This window comes from Gilvimarinus sp. 2_MG-2023 (genome assembly GCF_030547685.1).
Taxonomy (GTDB): domain Bacteria; phylum Pseudomonadota; class Gammaproteobacteria; order Pseudomonadales; family Cellvibrionaceae; genus Gilvimarinus.
In genome coordinates this window covers 47,449-62,045 of sequence record NZ_JAUOQM010000053.1, presented here as the reverse complement: position 1 = coordinate 62,045, position 14,597 = coordinate 47,449, and the positions used below count along the sequence as shown (strand labels likewise).

At 50.9% G+C, this 14,597-nt stretch carries 13 protein-coding genes; 3 read left to right on the top strand and 10 right to left on the bottom strand.

Annotated elements, in window-relative coordinates; genetic code table 11:
* Positions 1-368 precede the first annotated feature (368 nt).
* Positions 369-1,097 carry a hypothetical protein gene (locus Q4526_RS16040; RefSeq protein ID WP_215978136.1) on the top strand — a complete coding sequence of 243 codons (729 nt, stop codon included), beginning with the start codon at positions 369-371 and terminating at the stop codon, positions 1,095-1,097.
* A gap of 89 nt (positions 1,098-1,186) precedes the next feature.
* On the opposite strand, the gene Q4526_RS16035 is transcribed toward Q4526_RS16040, so the two are convergent.
* Positions 1,187-2,272, bottom strand: a complete 1,086-nt coding sequence (locus Q4526_RS16035; protein WP_215978135.1) for an acyltransferase — start codon at positions 2,270-2,272, stop codon at positions 1,187-1,189.
* 390 nt (positions 2,273-2,662) lie between these two features.
* Between Q4526_RS16035 and Q4526_RS16030 the strand changes: the two genes are divergently transcribed.
* On the top strand, positions 2,663-4,381 hold the full coding sequence (locus Q4526_RS16030; protein WP_303609704.1) for an SLC13 family permease: 1,719 nt from the start codon (positions 2,663-2,665) through the stop codon (positions 4,379-4,381).
* A 48-nt stretch (positions 4,382-4,429) separates the two neighbouring features.
* On the opposite strand, the gene Q4526_RS16025 is transcribed toward Q4526_RS16030, so the two are convergent.
* A complete protein-coding gene (locus Q4526_RS16025; RefSeq protein WP_215978133.1) occupies positions 4,430-4,963 on the bottom strand; it encodes a peroxiredoxin-like family protein in 534 nt (177 codons plus the stop codon).
* Positions 4,964-5,394: 431 nt separating this feature from the next.
* Here Q4526_RS16025 and Q4526_RS16020 point away from each other — a divergent pair, with 431 nt between their 5' ends.
* Entirely contained in the window at positions 5,395-6,726 is a 1,332-nt protein-coding gene (locus Q4526_RS16020; RefSeq protein WP_215978132.1) for an OmpP1/FadL family transporter, read from the top strand.
* A gap of 82 nt (positions 6,727-6,808) precedes the next feature.
* Here Q4526_RS16020 and Q4526_RS16015 read toward each other — a convergent pair whose 3' ends face one another.
* The 8 genes from Q4526_RS16015 to glnA all read right to left on the bottom strand — a co-directional run bounded on the left by Q4526_RS16015 (position 6,809) and on the right by glnA (position 14,395).
* Positions 6,809-7,285 (bottom strand): N-acetyltransferase, encoded by a 477-nt coding sequence (locus Q4526_RS16015; RefSeq protein ID WP_215978131.1) that lies wholly within the window; start codon positions 7,283-7,285, stop codon positions 6,809-6,811.
* Entirely contained in the window at positions 7,282-7,527 is a 246-nt protein-coding gene (locus tag Q4526_RS16010) for a DUF2164 domain-containing protein (protein ID WP_215978130.1), read from the bottom strand. The genes Q4526_RS16015 and Q4526_RS16010 overlap by 4 nt, the downstream gene beginning before the upstream one ends.
* Positions 7,524-8,135: a transglutaminase family protein gene (locus tag Q4526_RS16005; RefSeq protein ID WP_215978129.1), complete on the bottom strand. Its 612-nt coding sequence runs from the start codon at positions 8,133-8,135 to the stop codon at positions 7,524-7,526. The genes Q4526_RS16010 and Q4526_RS16005 overlap by 4 nt, the downstream gene beginning before the upstream one ends.
* 20 nt (positions 8,136-8,155) lie before the next feature.
* The gene (locus Q4526_RS16000) at positions 8,156-9,535 is read right to left on the bottom strand and encodes a sodium:alanine symporter family protein (RefSeq protein ID WP_215978128.1); all 1,380 of its coding nucleotides are present in this window, start codon (positions 9,533-9,535) and stop codon (positions 8,156-8,158) included.
* A gap of 84 nt (positions 9,536-9,619) precedes the next feature.
* On the bottom strand, positions 9,620-11,041 hold the full coding sequence (gene glnG / locus Q4526_RS15995; RefSeq protein ID WP_215978127.1) for a nitrogen regulation protein NR(I): 1,422 nt from the start codon (positions 11,039-11,041) through the stop codon (positions 9,620-9,622).
* Positions 11,028-12,131 (bottom strand): nitrogen regulation protein NR(II), encoded by a 1,104-nt coding sequence (gene glnL / locus Q4526_RS15990; RefSeq protein WP_215978126.1) that lies wholly within the window; start codon positions 12,129-12,131, stop codon positions 11,028-11,030. The genes glnG and glnL overlap by 14 nt, the downstream gene beginning before the upstream one ends.
* Before the next feature lie 191 nt (positions 12,132-12,322).
* Complete coding sequence (locus Q4526_RS15985; RefSeq protein ID WP_215978125.1) at positions 12,323-12,844, bottom strand: DUF4124 domain-containing protein; 522 nt, start codon at positions 12,842-12,844, stop codon at positions 12,323-12,325.
* A gap of 141 nt (positions 12,845-12,985) precedes the next feature.
* Positions 12,986-14,395, bottom strand: a complete 1,410-nt coding sequence (glnA, locus tag Q4526_RS15980; protein WP_215978124.1) for a glutamate--ammonia ligase — start codon at positions 14,393-14,395, stop codon at positions 12,986-12,988.
* Positions 14,396-14,597: the final 202 nt, after the last annotated feature.

Sequence of the window (14,597 nt, the reverse complement as noted above, 5' to 3'; positions counted from 1 at the left end):
ACGCAAAGGAATGCGAACCAGCCGCTGCCATCAGCGGCTTTTTTTTGCCCAATAGAAGGGGTGCTTGCCTGAATTTGGCTTCTACTGTCGGTTTTACTACTGGTATTTTTAGACTTTTTTGTTATAGATAAATGCTCATTTGCCCATTAATTGAGCGCTCCGCCCCTTTTTTGCCCACTATTTGGCTAAAAAAACGATAAAAAATTCAAATTTTTGCCCAAAAACAGGCAAATAAGTCATTTCTGTCACAATAAATTAACATTGATATGCTTGGGGCGGTGATATTCTTAATACAACGGCGCTGGTTAAACAATTGCAATTGGCGCACTTTGTAGTCGGGGCAACTCCCCAGTAAAGAGGAAATGAGCATGAAAATTCATCTAACCAAAAAGGTGCTCGGTTCACTGGCAATGTTGGCAGTTATCCTGCCTTTTTCCAGCAGTGCGAGCTCCATGTATCAGCCCGCTCAATTTGGCGATGTGGTTGATCAGGTAACCAGTAAAGTTGTTATTCCCCAATCTATGGCCACTGATAATAGAACTATAGCTGTATATTGTCAGGCTGACATTGCTACCACGGGTGCCGCCAGCAATGTAACTTGTTTTGAGAAAGCCGGTTACGATGATCTGCAAGGGCAAACCGAGCGCGCTTTAGACGGCTTGGCTTTTACCCCTGCTCAGGTGGATGGCGAAGCGGTGCCTGTTCGCATGACCTTTCGCGTTGTGTACTCGCGCAACGACTCACAGCCCAATGTGGTGATGCTGCCCAATATGGGTACACTACAGCGCGAATATGGCGTAAGTTACTTCGCCCCGCAAGAGCGTTTGGACAATGCCGATTGGTACAGTAACTATTCCGACCGCGGTGAAGGCCAGCGTTTTTTCAATAGCGGTCAGATGGCTCGTATTCTCGGTAACGTCAACGCTGAAGGCGGTGTGGACAGTGTGCAAACCATTGAAGCGCGTGGCCGGGCTCGTCGCGACGCCCGTATTATTGAAGGCGCCCTGAAAGACTCTCGCTTTATTCCGGGTTTTGTCGGAGAGGACGCGGTCGGTATGCATTATATCGCTGTGGTGAACTACCCCGGAAACGACTAAACACTAGAGATATCGTAAGCTCCTGTCTTTAAGGCCGTCCTGTTGGGCGGCCTTTTTTATAGGTGTGTTAAGGGGTTATTAACAACCTGCTAGCTGCTGTGAGTTTGCGGTGCAGGTGGTGGGGATACCGGTTTCAGCAGCTTTTTCTTCAACCCCAGGGCTGGCTTTTCAATCAATCGCCACGAGGCAAAAGCAAGAATAGCGACTATTATGCTGGCAATAACGGCGTGTAAGTAGGGGCGATCACCTGGTAGGTAAGATGCCACTATTTGCTGTACGGGCCAAGCGTAAATATATACGCCGTAAGAAATGTCCCCTAAATATTTGTCTAGGTCTATGTGTTTGACGCCATAGGCCAGATAAAAAATTAAATACGTCAGGCTGACAGGGAAGACATACGGAAACCACTGCTCACCAAAAGCGGTGATTGTTAAAATCAGAGCTAATAAAGCCAGCCGGTAATGAATAAGAATTAGGTCGCGATTTATATAAAAGGCTACGCCGAGCAAGAAATATAAACAGGTACGGGTCCAGCGGCTATTATTGCCTAGTAGTGGTATTTCACTAAAAAAGTAAGCGCCGAACAAGAAAAGAGCCAACAGAAATGCGTTTGCCATTATTCGGGTGCGGAATACATAAAATGCGGAGAGAGCGACCAAAAATACATAACACCGAACCTCTACGGATAGGGTCCAAAGTGAACCATTGATGGCTGTTTTCGGATTGTTTTCAAATACGCCCGGTAAAACCCACTGAACATTGGGAAAGGCGAAAGCATTTGACAGGTATTGCAGCGTTTTGGGGTGTGAGAAGTACTCCGCCACTGGCAGGCTGGTCATTATGGGGCCGAGCACAAACACAGATAGTGCCACGCACACCATCAGACCGGGCAATACTCGCAGTAGACGTGAAAGGCAGTAATCCACAGCCCCGCGCCGCAATAAGCTAGCGGTGACCAGAAAGCCACTAATGGCAAAGAACCCGTCGACTGCAATGGCTCCAACCCAGGTGGAGCCCTGAAACAATTGGGTTAACGGGTCGGGAATGCCTTTCGTAGACTGTATCGGGAAGCTGTGGCCGTATAGAACCGCCCATGCCAGCAGTAGCCGAATAACCGTAAAGTTATTGTCTCTACGGCCATCAAAATCGGTTAGATATCTGTTGGAGGTATTCACATAAATCCCTTTATGGGTGATGGTTTATCGCCTAGGCGCTATCGCAGCATGGCGTGGGCGAGCTCAGCGCCCAAGTGTGGGCAGCACACCACTTACGAAGGGGCGGCCACTGGAGTGCCGATGATCAAACGCACAAGTTTACCATTCTCGGTTAGCCGGAGGGGGGCTTTTTATCATACTAGGGCGTGGGTTGTGGTTGTTGTTGATATTCAAGAAGTGTTGAATGAAAAGTGATCGATATACGCAGAAGTTATAAACCTAGCAGAAATAACTATTTTTCCCTTGCGCCAAGTTCGGGTATCCTCGCCGCCTTATTGTCTATTATTGGGTCTGAGAAAAATGGAGTGGCAGGGATTATTATCATTGGGGCTTGTGGTGGGTGCTTTGTTAGTGCTCATTTTTACCCGTATTGCCGCTCACTTGGTGATGATGGCCGTGTTGGTGATTCTCAGTGTTGCCGGGGTGCTGGAGGTCGGCGAGGCCTTTGCCGGCTTTAGTAATCAAGGAGTACTGACGGTCGCAGCCATGTTTGTGGTAGCGGCGGGTATCCACGGTTCAGGCGGCGTGGACTTGCTGGTAAATCATGTATTGGGGCATCCACGCTCTATTCGCTTAGCCCAAATTAGAATCGGCCTGCCGGTGGCCATACTAAGTGCGTTTTTGAACAATACACCGGTGGTTGCCACCATGATTCCCGCCGTGCGTTCATGGGCGCGGCGTATTGATGTGGCTCCTTCCAAGCTGATGATCCCCCTCAGCTACTCTGCCATACTCGGTGGTACCCTAACCCTAATAGGCACCAGTACCAATTTAGTGGTCAACGGTCAATATCAAGAATTGACCGGCCATGCCAGCTTCTCGTTATTTTCGATAACCGCTGTTGCACTGCCTGTGGTGATCGTGGGCATGGTATTTATGTACTTTGTCTTTCCCAAAAGTTTGCCGGATCGTCGCGAAAAAGCCATCTTTGGCAATTTGCGTGAATTTACTCTAGAGGTGGCGGTAGCATCGGACGGCCCTTTGGTGGGGCGCACGGTAGAAGAGGCGGGGCTGCGCAATTTAAAGCGTATCTACTTAGTGGAGATTGAACGCAAGGGCAGTATTATTCCTGCGGTTAGCTCAGAGGAGCCTCTGCAGGCAGCTGATCGCTTAGTCTTTGCTGGTAACACCGAAGCCATTTCCGACTTGTTGCGTATTAAAGGCATTGTGCCTTCTACCGATGGTGAGCTAACCCTTGCCAGTGAGCGTCAAGAGCGACGTTTAGTCGAAGCGGTTATTTCTCCGCACAGCGACTGTATTAACCAGACGGTACGCGATTCGAACTTTCGCGAGCGCTATGGCGCGGCGGTTTTGGCGGTGGCTCGCAATGGTGAGCGTATTCCGGGCAATCTGGGGACAACAACTCTAAAATCGGGTGATACATTGCTACTGGAAGCGCGCCCAGCGTTTGTCAGCCGGCAAAAATACAGTAAAGAGTTTTTGCTGGTCAGTGATCTTGGCACCGAACCGCCACGACATCAGCGAGCCTTTTTGTCTTGGGCGATTTTATTGGGTGTTGTACTCTCAGCTGCCCTAGGGCTGCTCTCTATGCTGAACGCGGCCTTACTGGGAGCAGCCGCTATGATGCTTACCGGCTGTTGTTCGGCGCAGCAGGCGCAAAAGAGCCTCGACCCGACGGTACTGCTTACTATTGCCTCCTCGTTTGCGCTGGGTAATGCCTTGTACAAAACCGGCGTGGCTCAGTTGCTGGCCGATGGCTTGCTTGTAATTGGCCAGGGGCATCCGGTGTTGATTTTGTTTCTGACCTACGTGGCGGTTTGGTTATTAACCGAATCCATTACCAATAATGCGGCGGCGATTTTAATGGTACCCGTGGTGTTGGAGATGACCGCCAAAGCAGGATTAAACCCCGAGCCTTTTATGCTGGTAGTGATGATGGCGGCCTCTGCCAGCTTTAGTACCCCTTTGGGCTATCAAACCAATTTAATGGTCTATGGCCCCGGAGGTTATCGATTTACCGACTTTCTTAAGGCGGGCTTGCCAATGAGCATCTTGGTGGGGTCTACCACCGTGCTAGTGCTGGCACTCGGTTGGCCTTTAACACTTTAACGGGCAGGCGCCGCCCTCGTGGTTTTGGGGCGACGCCCGAGTACTGAATTAAGAGTAAGTACCGCGGATAGGGTAGTCATTTTCGGGGTCGCGAATGAACTCCAAACCCGATACCAATATCTCAGGGTCCGGCCGTGAAAAAGGCGCATTGGCGATATCAACGATTTGAATGCGCCCATCACCGTTAATAATAAACAAGGCTGGCTCTGCAAAGGGGTGATCCGTTTCTTTTGCTGAGCGAGGCTGCGAAATATACACCCCTAGGGTTTGCATTTGTTCGATGCTAAGGCTGTGGTAGAGCGCAAACGAAACCTCAAGCTGCTCTTTGTGTTCATTCAGCTGCTCTGAACTGTCGGCAGAGACGGCGACCAACTCCACATCCATATCGGCCAGCTTCTGTTTGTAATTTTCGAGCTCGTTTAAGTATTTTGTACAAATAGGGCAGTGTTTACCCCGGTAAACCACGACCATTTTCCAGCTCGATTCCGATTGACGTTGACCGAGCAGAACGTCGGTATTGTCGGCGCTTTTAACGCTAATGTCAGGAAAAACGGCGGCTGAAGAGATTTTTCTATCAGACATAATTGCCTCCTAATAATGCAACTTAAAAAATGCGCTATAAGCGCTTGAATCATCGCACTCTACAAGGGGCAAAAATTAAGCCAGTAGAGAGTGCAGGCAAACAAGATGTGCTGCGTCTCACAGAACTCGAAAATTGTACAAATAATAAACAAGGTCGACGGCGTGTGTGCAGTCTCGGAATTGGCTTGCATCGTTGAAATAGGGCTTTGGGGAAGGGGTGAGGTGTCGGTAAATTTTTGTGAGAAAAGCTGAATTTAGATTTCTATCTGCTAGTCTTATGGGAGGCAAGCTTATTTATGATTGCGGTGCCTCGCTGCCAGTGATGATTTGCTCTGCTGGCTGTGAGCCTATCTCTAGGCTCGGACCTTAGATGTATTCGGGTTCGAGTTGGAATCATATCTTGTCGTTCGACTGACGCCTAGGAGCTATTTATGTATCATAAATTTAATAAAACAATACTGGCTACTACCCTCGCCTGTTTACCTGTGCTTGCACACAGTGCCTCTTTTCAGCTGTTAGAGCAAAGCCCTGCGCATATGGGGAAAGCATTTGCCGGTACAGGTTCGGATATTACGGATGCGAGTACCGTTTATTTCAACCCTGCTGGTATGACCCAGATCGATCGCACGTCCTTTACCGCGGCCATTAACTTTGTAGCAACCGATGCAACCTTTAATGATGAGGGATCATCCTTTTCTGGCGGCGGCGATAACACCGACGAGTTAGGTGTCATACCCAACCTCTACGCCGTTGTACCCTTGAGTGACCGGTTCTCGGTAGGGTTTGGTATTAATGCGCCCTACGGCTTGTCCAGCAGCTTTAGCGATGAATGGGTGGGGCGCTACTCGGCCACCTATAGTGAGCTGCAACTGGTTAATATTAATGCCACCACCGCTTGGCAGATAGCCGATTTTATTGCTGTTGGGGTAGGTATTAACTATCAAACCATCGAGGCCGACCTGCAAAGTCAGGTCGACTCGACCCTTGGTTTGGCTCCCAGCCCTGCTACCGACAGTAGCGCTCAAATCAAAGGCGACGACGACGGCTTTGTTATCGATTTAAGCGTACTGATTACCCCGTCCGATAAAACGAGCATTGGTGTTTCGTGGCGGGAGGGCGGCGAATATACTCTCGAAGGCGAAGCCACCTTTGATTTTAATGCTGCCTGTAGCCCCGGCGTTGGTGCGCCTTTACCTCCTCAGGCAGGTGGGTCGACAGGCACCGCCTGCTTTGCAGGATTATCCGCACTCGGTGGGGATATCGAATCAGATGTCACTCTGCCAGACACACTGACCGTTAGTGCGACGCAATATATTACCGACGGCTGGGCATTCCACGCGGACATTGCCAAAACCAGTTGGAGCAGTATTCAAAATATCCAGGTAATCAATGTCGGTAATGGTGCTGAGGTAGACGTACTGGATCTGCAGTACGATGACACCATGCGCTATGCACTGGGCACCAGTATGGATACCGGGGCCTGGACTTGGCGCGCTGGGGTAGCGCTTGATGAAGCGCCGCAAACCAACCCAGAGCACGTCAGCCCGCGTATTCCCGATGCCGACCGCACTTGGTTAAGCCTCGGGGCTAACTGGGAAGTCTCTGCTAACTTGTCACTGGATTTTGGCTATACCCATCTATTGATTGACGATGCATCGCTCATTGAAGAAGAGACGAATGATCTGGGTATTACTCACAAACTTTCCGGCTCATTTGACAGTAGCGTTGATATCTTCGCTGCGCAGCTGAACTGGCAGTTTTAAAATACGCAGAACGCAGAACGCAGAACGCAAGACGGGGTACGGGAGACGGATTATCATTCCGTACCCCGTACCCCGTACCCCGTTACAGCTTTTTCTCCCAAAAAAATGCCTGCCCTTGGGTGGGGTCTAATTGATAGCGGGAAAACCCGAAGGACTGGTAAGCGGCTTGCGCCCGTTCGTTGCCGCTGAGTACTTCTAGCGTTAATTTGCAGCAGTCATGATTGCGCCCCACTGATTCTAGCTCTGTCAGCAGCAGGCGGCTTAGGCCCCGGCCGCGGTAGTTTTTTAGTACCGCGAGATCATGAACGTTGAGCAGTGGCCGGCAGGCAAACGTCGAAAACCCAAAAAATGCGTTGAGGATAGCCACCGGGCGTTGTCCGTCCCAGGCTAAAAGTGTTACGGCATTGTGTTGCTTAAGTTTAGTGGCCAGATTTTTCCGGCTGTAATCCGACAGTGGTTGTCCACCCCCCATCGGATCTTGAGCGTAGGCGTCCATCAGTACAATAATGGCCTCGGCATCTTCAGCTCGATCGTAATCGGCGCGTTTAATGGTTATCAACGGCTCAACTCCGTGGCTTTTTCTAAGTCATAAACCGCATCGGTTATGCTGTCCATACGTTCGTGCAGTAAAGCACTGGCGTCATGCAGGCCGCGATTATAAAAATAGGGACCAATTTCTTCGGCAAAGAAATCCAATAAAAAAAGTGCATCAAAACTGCCAAGGGTTTGATCCAACTCCTCGCGAAAATACAGTTGAATTTTAGATGTAATGACCTCTTTTTCCCGGTCGGAAAATTTCATGAGGATATCCTTAAAGTTTGAATAAGAGGGATGTCGGGCAAGTGATCGGCCACTGCCTGCCATGTATGCTGTCGCTCTAGGCACTGGGTAATCAATGGCAGTGGCTCAGGCCATATTTCAGATAAATCGGCCTCGCCGGGTGTCAAGATTGGAAAGGCCAACTTTTCAATCGGTGGACAAAACTCAGCATTAATGCCCGGTTTATTGCCGCGAGCATCCAGCCGATACCAGCCGTATGGCGGTAAATACACGGCGTTTAAACCGTGCAGGCAAAACGGCGCCCGGTTATTACTAACAGTTAAGCGTTGATAGCACAATCCGGCTGGAATATTGGCGGCGCGTAGCAGTGCCGCCAGCAAATGGCTTTTGGCGTAGCAATATCCCGTACCGGCTTTTAATACTTCTGAGGCGCGGCAGGTGGTTGGGTTGCGCTGGTAGTCCCAGCTGTGTTCGATCTGGTCGCGTACAAATACAAAACATGCCTCGGTTTTTTCGCGAGGGGTATCGAGCTTGTGAGTTAAAGCGGCACTTTGTTGTGTTATCGCTTTATTTTGCCAATCAATATACACGCTGGCGGCTAAGTAGGAGGTCAAGGTGTCGGGCGTCATGGCGTACTTGAGGCCTAGCGTTACGATTTATTCAGTTTTTGTTGTGCGAAATATTCTCGAGCCCTTCGCATAATACGTGGAGATAACAGTAAAGCCGACACCATGGTGGGGATGGCCATAACCGCGTACATGCCAATCAGAAAATTAAACAGGGCGGTGAGTGATGCCACCGCGCCGATCACAATAAACACACAGTAGATCCATACATAGTGGTGTTGGTGTTGAGCCCCAATTAAAAAACCTAAGCATTTACTGCCGTAATACCAAAAAGTAAGAATAGTGCTCAAACTTAAAAATATGACCATCATCGTAAGGAGTATGGGCCCCCAAGAACCATAGGTCGCCGAAAAGGCACCGGCGGTTAACAGTACCCCATCGTCCTGGCCTAATTGCCAGACGCCGGTTACTAAAATTGCTAGAGCAGTGCAGGTGCACACCAGCAATGTATCGATGATAGGCCCGACCATTGCCACCAACCCCTCGCGCACCGGTTCATTGGTTCGCGCCGCCCCGTGCGCCATGGATTCTGTGCCTATGCCCGCCTCGTTGGAAAAGGCGCCGCGACTGACCCCAACTTTAATGACTGTGCCCAGCGCGCCCCCGGCCACAGCGGTGGCGGAAAAGGCGTCGTGAAAAATCAGCGAAAATGCCTCGGGAATAGCACTAGCGTGACTGATTAACACCCCCCCGGTCATCACTAAATAAACCAGTACCATGGTGGGTACGATGCGTGCAGTTACCTTGCCTACGCGCTGCAATTGACCGCTAATAATGGCAAAAATAACAAGGGCAGCCAATATGCCTACAACCAAATCGAACAGAAAGTGCGAACCATCACTGGCGAGGTTGAGGGGGTAGGCAACCGAGGTTCGTAGCAAGTTAACAAGCTCGTTGATCTGAAAGATAGGTTGTGTGCCGCACAAACCGGCAAACGCGAAGACAAAGGCCAGCCAGAGCCAGCGGGCGCCCAGCCCCTCGCGTATTACATACATGGGCCCGCCTTGAAGTTCGCCGGCGGAGTCACGGCCGCGATACATGACCGCTGCGGTGGCGGTAAAAAACTTAGTGGCGATACCCACCACGGCGGTTACCCACATCCAAAACACAGCGCCGGGCCCGCCGGCGGTAATGGCCAGGGCGACGCCGGAAATATTACCCAAGCCCAAGGTACCAGAAAGCGCCGTGCTGAGAGCCTGAAAGTGATTGAGAGTGCCTTGGGCGGAGCTTTGGTCGTAGCGGCCGGTGAGTATGGCCAGGCCGTGGCCGAGGTGCCGATAGGGCAAGCCGCGGCTGTAAATGACGAAAAAAAGCCCGCCACCGACCAGTAAAACGATCAGTGGTGTGCCCCACATAAACGTGGCAAATTGTTGTAATAGCGTTTCCACAGAGCCCCCAATCATTAGATGAGGGTTAGGGTAACATTTTCAGCGGAGAACGGAGAACGGGGGCAGGTTAAGGAAAAATCGGACCCGTAACCCGGCTCTCTAGCTCGTCTCGTCTCCCCCCGCCATGTTCAGCTCTTTGAGTTTGCGGGTCAGCGTGTTGCGTCCCCAACCCAGCAAGTTGGCAGCATCGCGTTTGCGCCCGGCGGTGTACTTAAGCGCGGTTTCAATCAGGGCGCGCTCAAAGGTGGGGACGGCTTCGCTTAGTAATTGGTGGTGGCCGCGAGCCAGGGCTTGATCGGCCCAGTGGCGCAGGGCTTTTTCCCAGTCATCGGCAGGCGCATTGCCCTCTTTATTGTCCATCAGCTCCGGCGGTAAGTCTTCGGTGTGCACTTCGCGCCCCGAGGCCATCACCGTAATCCAGCGACAGGTGTTTTCTAGCTGGCGGACATTGCCCGGCCATGACAAGCCACACATAAAGTCTTCGGTTTCTTGCAGCAATACTTTCGGGTCGACGTTTAATTCACCGGCAGCTTTTTGCAAAAAGAACTGAGATAGCTTGGGGATGTCTTCGCGCCGATCAGCCAACTTGGGAATATGAATACGAATAACGTTTAGGCGGTGAAACAAGTCTTCACGGAAACGGTTATCGGTTACCAAATTTTCCAGGTCCTGGTGGGTGGCGGCAATAATGCGTACGTCCACTTTCACTGGTGTGTGGCCGCCAACGCGATAGAATTCGCCATCGGCTAAAACGCGCAGCAGGCGCGTTTGGGTCTCGGCTGGCATATCGCCTATTTCATCTAAAAACAGGCTGCCACCATTGGCTTGTTCAAAGCGACCTTGGCGCTGTGTGGCGGCCCCGGTAAAGGCGCCTTTCTCGTGGCCGAACAGTTCCGATTCCATTAAGTCTTTGGGAATGGCGGCCATGTTCAGTGCTATAAAAGGTTCGTTGCGTCGCGGGCTGTGGCGATGCAGTGCGCGTGCTACTAGCTCTTTACCCGTGCCCGATTCACCGTTAATCAATACCGTGATATTGGATTGCGATAGACGGCCAATCGCGCGAAACACTTCTTGCATGGCTGGTGCTTCACCGATAATCTCGGTATCGACTTCTACAGCATCGGGGTGAGTGCGTTCGCTTTTTTGCTCTTCGGCGTGAGCCAGCGCGCGTTGAACCACGGCTACCGCTTCGTCTACGTCAAAGGGTTTGGGTAGGTATTCAAAGGCCCCACCTTGGTAGGCTGCTACGGCACTGTCTAAATCTGAGTGCGCTGTCATAATAATCACCGGCACTTCAGGGTGGTTGGTGTGTAGAGTTGATAACAACCCTAGACCATCAACCCCGGGCATGCGAATGTCACTGACAATAGCGTCGGGAATTTCTCGGTTAAGCTGACTGAGTGCCGAGTCACCGGTATCGAAAGTACGCGTTACAATGTTGGCACTTTGTAGGGCTTTTTCTAAAACCCAACGAATTGAACGGTCGTCGTCAATAATCCATACGCAATTAGACTTCTGCATGGCGGTTTCTCGTAGCTGTAGTTGAAGAGGATGTGGTTTCCATGGGCAGGAACAAGGAGAAGCGTGTCTCGCCCGGTTCACTGTGGCACTCGATTAAGCCATTGTGTTGATGGATCAAGTGCTGGGAAATAGTTAAACCCAGGCCAGTGCCTTCGGCGCGGCCAGATATCATGGGGTAAAAAATTTGTTTTACCATATGCTCGGGAATACCCGGACCGTTATCGACCACCTCAATATGAATCACCAGCGGATGGTGATGGCCGGCAATGGTGTATTGGCGGCGTACTCGTGAGCGCAAGGTCAGCGTTGGGTTGGGTGTATGGTTTTCTTTCATCGCTTGCATGGCGTTGCGTGCAATGTTGAGTAATGCCTGAATAAGCTGTTCTTTGTCGCCGTTGATATCGGGTAGGCTAGGGTCATAGTCGCGAACGATGTGAATCGCATCGCCACTTTCTGCGTGTATCATTGTGGCCACACGCTCTAAAACCTCGTGAATATTAAGTTGCGACAACTGCGGTAATTGATTGGGGCCGAGCATCCGGTCTACTAGATTTCGCAGGCGGTCGGCCTCGTCGATAATAATGCCGGTGTATTCTTTCAGTTCAGGTTCCGGTAATTCTCGGGCCAATAATTGCGCTGCTCCACGAATACCGCCCAGCGGGTTTTTGATTTCGTGAGCCATACCGCGAATCAGAATTCGTGTGGTCTCTTGCGATGATGACAACATTTCTTCACGGGAGATGCGCAGTAAGCGGTCTATGGGTAAAATCTCAATCACTAAGCCTTGATTGTGACTGAATGGTGTAACCGTATAATCTACCGTAATTTGCTCGCCGTTGAGCAATTGCCATTCGGCGTGTCGCTTGGTGTAATGATTGGCTTGCTGTGCCGCGTGACTCAGCTCACCAGGCGTATCACTGGACTCGTGAAAAAAATGCGTAAAGGGTTCGCCTAGGCAGCGCTCCAGACTGATGGACAACAACGCTTCAGCGGCCGGATTGATATGGCACAGCTGCAGGTGGCCATCCAAAAGAATGATGGCTGTGCTCAGGCTGTCGAGCAATTGTTTGTGTAAATCAGTGGGTGTCACGTTATTTCTATACTCCTGGCGCCGCAGCGTTAAGGCTTGCGGTGATTAATCAAGGTGCACTATGCAATAACCAAACCAACACAAAAGGCGCGAAAAACGGGCGTTTCCTTGCTTGAAGTGTTATTGGGGGTTGTATTCTTGCACAGAATGAGGGCGTTTGCGCCATATTGGGGCGGTTTCTGCGGTCGGGATTAGTTCACCGAGGCACGGTGAACATAAACGGTCACGGGCGCGCTGCTAGAGAGCGTGTGCTCATTGCTATCTAGTACATCTACCCGAATGGTGTGTTCGCCACGAATAATCTCGCGAATGGAATAGTTGTTGAGCTCGGTCGTGCCGAGCTGTTTGCCATCCATGTAAAACGCAAATTTGGCCTCGTGGCGCAATGGTGCCTGGGTGGTTACCGCAATCACCAGGTCTCGCTGGCCAGGTGTGAGGGTGTGACCCTCGGAGGGGCTAATAATACGCACCTGATAGTCGGGGTGCTTTTCTTCAGTTTCTATATCCAGGTCAATGTCGGGCGCCATGGCTTTGCCGGCTGGCACAATATTGGTGGGTGGGACATTCACTTTTTCAGTTTTTTCACCGCGTTTGTAGGCTGGGGCGGGGTCATCAGTGTAGGTGACGTTACCGTATTTATCGACCGATTTATAAACTTCGGCCGAGGCATGAAAGGCGAAAAGTGTCAGGGCAATAAATGTCAGTCTAACCATGGTGGTCATTCCTGTAGGAATCAGGTGCGTACTACATAGTACGATAACGCTTTAACGACAAAAGAAAAAGGCCCGCCTGTTGCCAGGCGGGCCTTTTTGCGACTTAGTCCCTTATCCCTTAAGGGGGGGGCTAAGCGAGACTTACACGCTGTAGTACAGTTCGAATTCTACAGGGTGTGGAGTCATTTGCAGACGCTGAATGTCGGCTTGCTTCAGCTCGATATAAGAATCGATAAAGTCTTTGGTGAATACGCCGCCTGCTTGCAGGTATTCGTTGTCGTCTTCCAGAGCTTGCAGAGCTTGTTCCAGGCTAGAGCACACAGTTGGGATTTGCGCTTCTTCTTCTGGGGGCAGGTCGTACAAGTCTTTAGAGGCTGCTTCGCCTGGGTGGATCTTGTTCTGAACACCGTCGATACCGGCCATCATCAGTGCAGCGAAGCACAGGTATGGGTTGGCAGTTGGATCAGGGAAGCGAGTCTCAACGCGCTTGGCTTTAGGGCTGGTCACAAACGGAATGCGGATAGACGCAGAGCGGTTGCGAGCAGAGTAGGCCAGCATAACAGGAGCTTCAAAGCCTGGAACCAAACGCTTGTAAGAGTTGGTAGAGGCGTTACAGAAAGCGTTCAGTGAGCGTGCGTGCTTGATGATACCGCCAATGTAGAACAGGGCAGTTTCAGACAGGCCAGCGTAGTCGTCACCAGCAAACTGGTTAACACCGTCTTTAGAGAAAGACTGGTGTACGTGCATGCCAGAGCCGTTGTCGCCAATCAGGGGCTTAGGCATAAAGGTCGCGGTTTTGCCGTAGGCGTGAGCAACGTTATGTACGCAGTACTTCAAAATCTGTACTTCGTCAGCTTTTTTAACCAAAGTGTTGGCACCAACGCCGATTTCGCACTGACCAGCAGTGGCAACTTCGTGGTGGTGTACTTCAATTTCCAGGCCCATGGCTTCCATGGCGTTACACATAGCGCCACGCAAGTCGTTCAGTGAGTCAACGGGAGGTACTGGGAAGTAACCGCCTTTAACGGTTGGACGGTGGCCGGCATTGCCGTCTTCAAAGTCGTCGCCAGAAGACCAGGCGCCTTCTTCAGATTTGATTTTGTAGAAAGAGCCGCCCATTTCAGAGGCCCAGTGTACGCTATCGAATACAAAGAACTCAGGCTCGGGACCGAACAGTGCGGTATCACCCAGGCCGGTAGATTTCAAGTACTCTTCAGCGCGCAGGCCGATAGAGCGTGGGTCGCGATCGTAGCCTTGCATAGTGGTAGGCTCAACGATGTTACAGCGAATAATAATGGTGCTGTCTTCAGAGAACGGATCGACGATAGAGGTTTCGTCGTCTGGCATCAAAATCATGTCTGATTCGTTAATGCCTTTCCAGCCGTTGATGGAGGAGCCATCGAACATTTTGCCTTCTTCGAAGAAGTCCTCGTCAATCGTGGCGGCGGGGATGGTGACGTGCTGTTCTTTACCGCGGGTGTCGGTAAAGCGCATGTCTACCCAGCGCGCTTCGTGTTCTTTAATCAGTTCCAGTGTCTGCTTGTTAGACATCGAATGCCTCCAATTTGAAAAGCCTAGGGCTACGTACGTTTAGTTAAAAAATTCGTCAGTACTCAACGCTACTGATTCAGTGCACCACCGCTAAGGTGGGCAATTTGTGGTTGTGCTCGATTTAAGGCAAGAACTGTACCATAATATTCATATCAAAAGGTGGAGAAAATACAGGGCTTCCGGCCATGGGGTATCTACAGTG

Excerpts from the sequence above, each read along its gene's own strand:
- Q4526_RS16040 (WP_215978136.1), top strand. The coding sequence starts at position 369 with ATGAAAATTCATCTAACCAAAAAGGTGCTCGGTTCACTGGCAATGTTG.
- Q4526_RS16025 (WP_215978133.1), bottom strand. The coding sequence starts at position 4,963 with ATGTCTGATAGAAAAATCTCTTCAGCCGCCGTTTTTCCTGACATTAGC.
- Q4526_RS16020 (WP_215978132.1), top strand. The coding sequence starts at position 5,395 with ATGTATCATAAATTTAATAAAACAATACTGGCTACTACCCTCGCCTGT.
- Q4526_RS16010 (WP_215978130.1), bottom strand. The coding sequence starts at position 7,527 with ATGAAATTTTCCGACCGGGAAAAAGAGGTCATTACATCTAAAATTCAA.
- Q4526_RS16005 (WP_215978129.1), bottom strand. The coding sequence starts at position 8,135 with ATGACGCCCGACACCTTGACCTCCTACTTAGCCGCCAGCGTGTATATT.
- Q4526_RS16000 (WP_215978128.1), bottom strand. The coding sequence starts at position 9,535 with ATGATTGGGGGCTCTGTGGAAACGCTATTACAACAATTTGCCACGTTT.
- glnG (WP_215978127.1), bottom strand. The coding sequence starts at position 11,041 with ATGCAGAAGTCTAATTGCGTATGGATTATTGACGACGACCGTTCAATT.
- Q4526_RS15985 (WP_215978125.1), bottom strand. The coding sequence starts at position 12,844 with ATGGTTAGACTGACATTTATTGCCCTGACACTTTTCGCCTTTCATGCC.
- glnA (WP_215978124.1), bottom strand. The coding sequence starts at position 14,395 with ATGTCTAACAAGCAGACACTGGAACTGATTAAAGAACACGAAGCGCGC.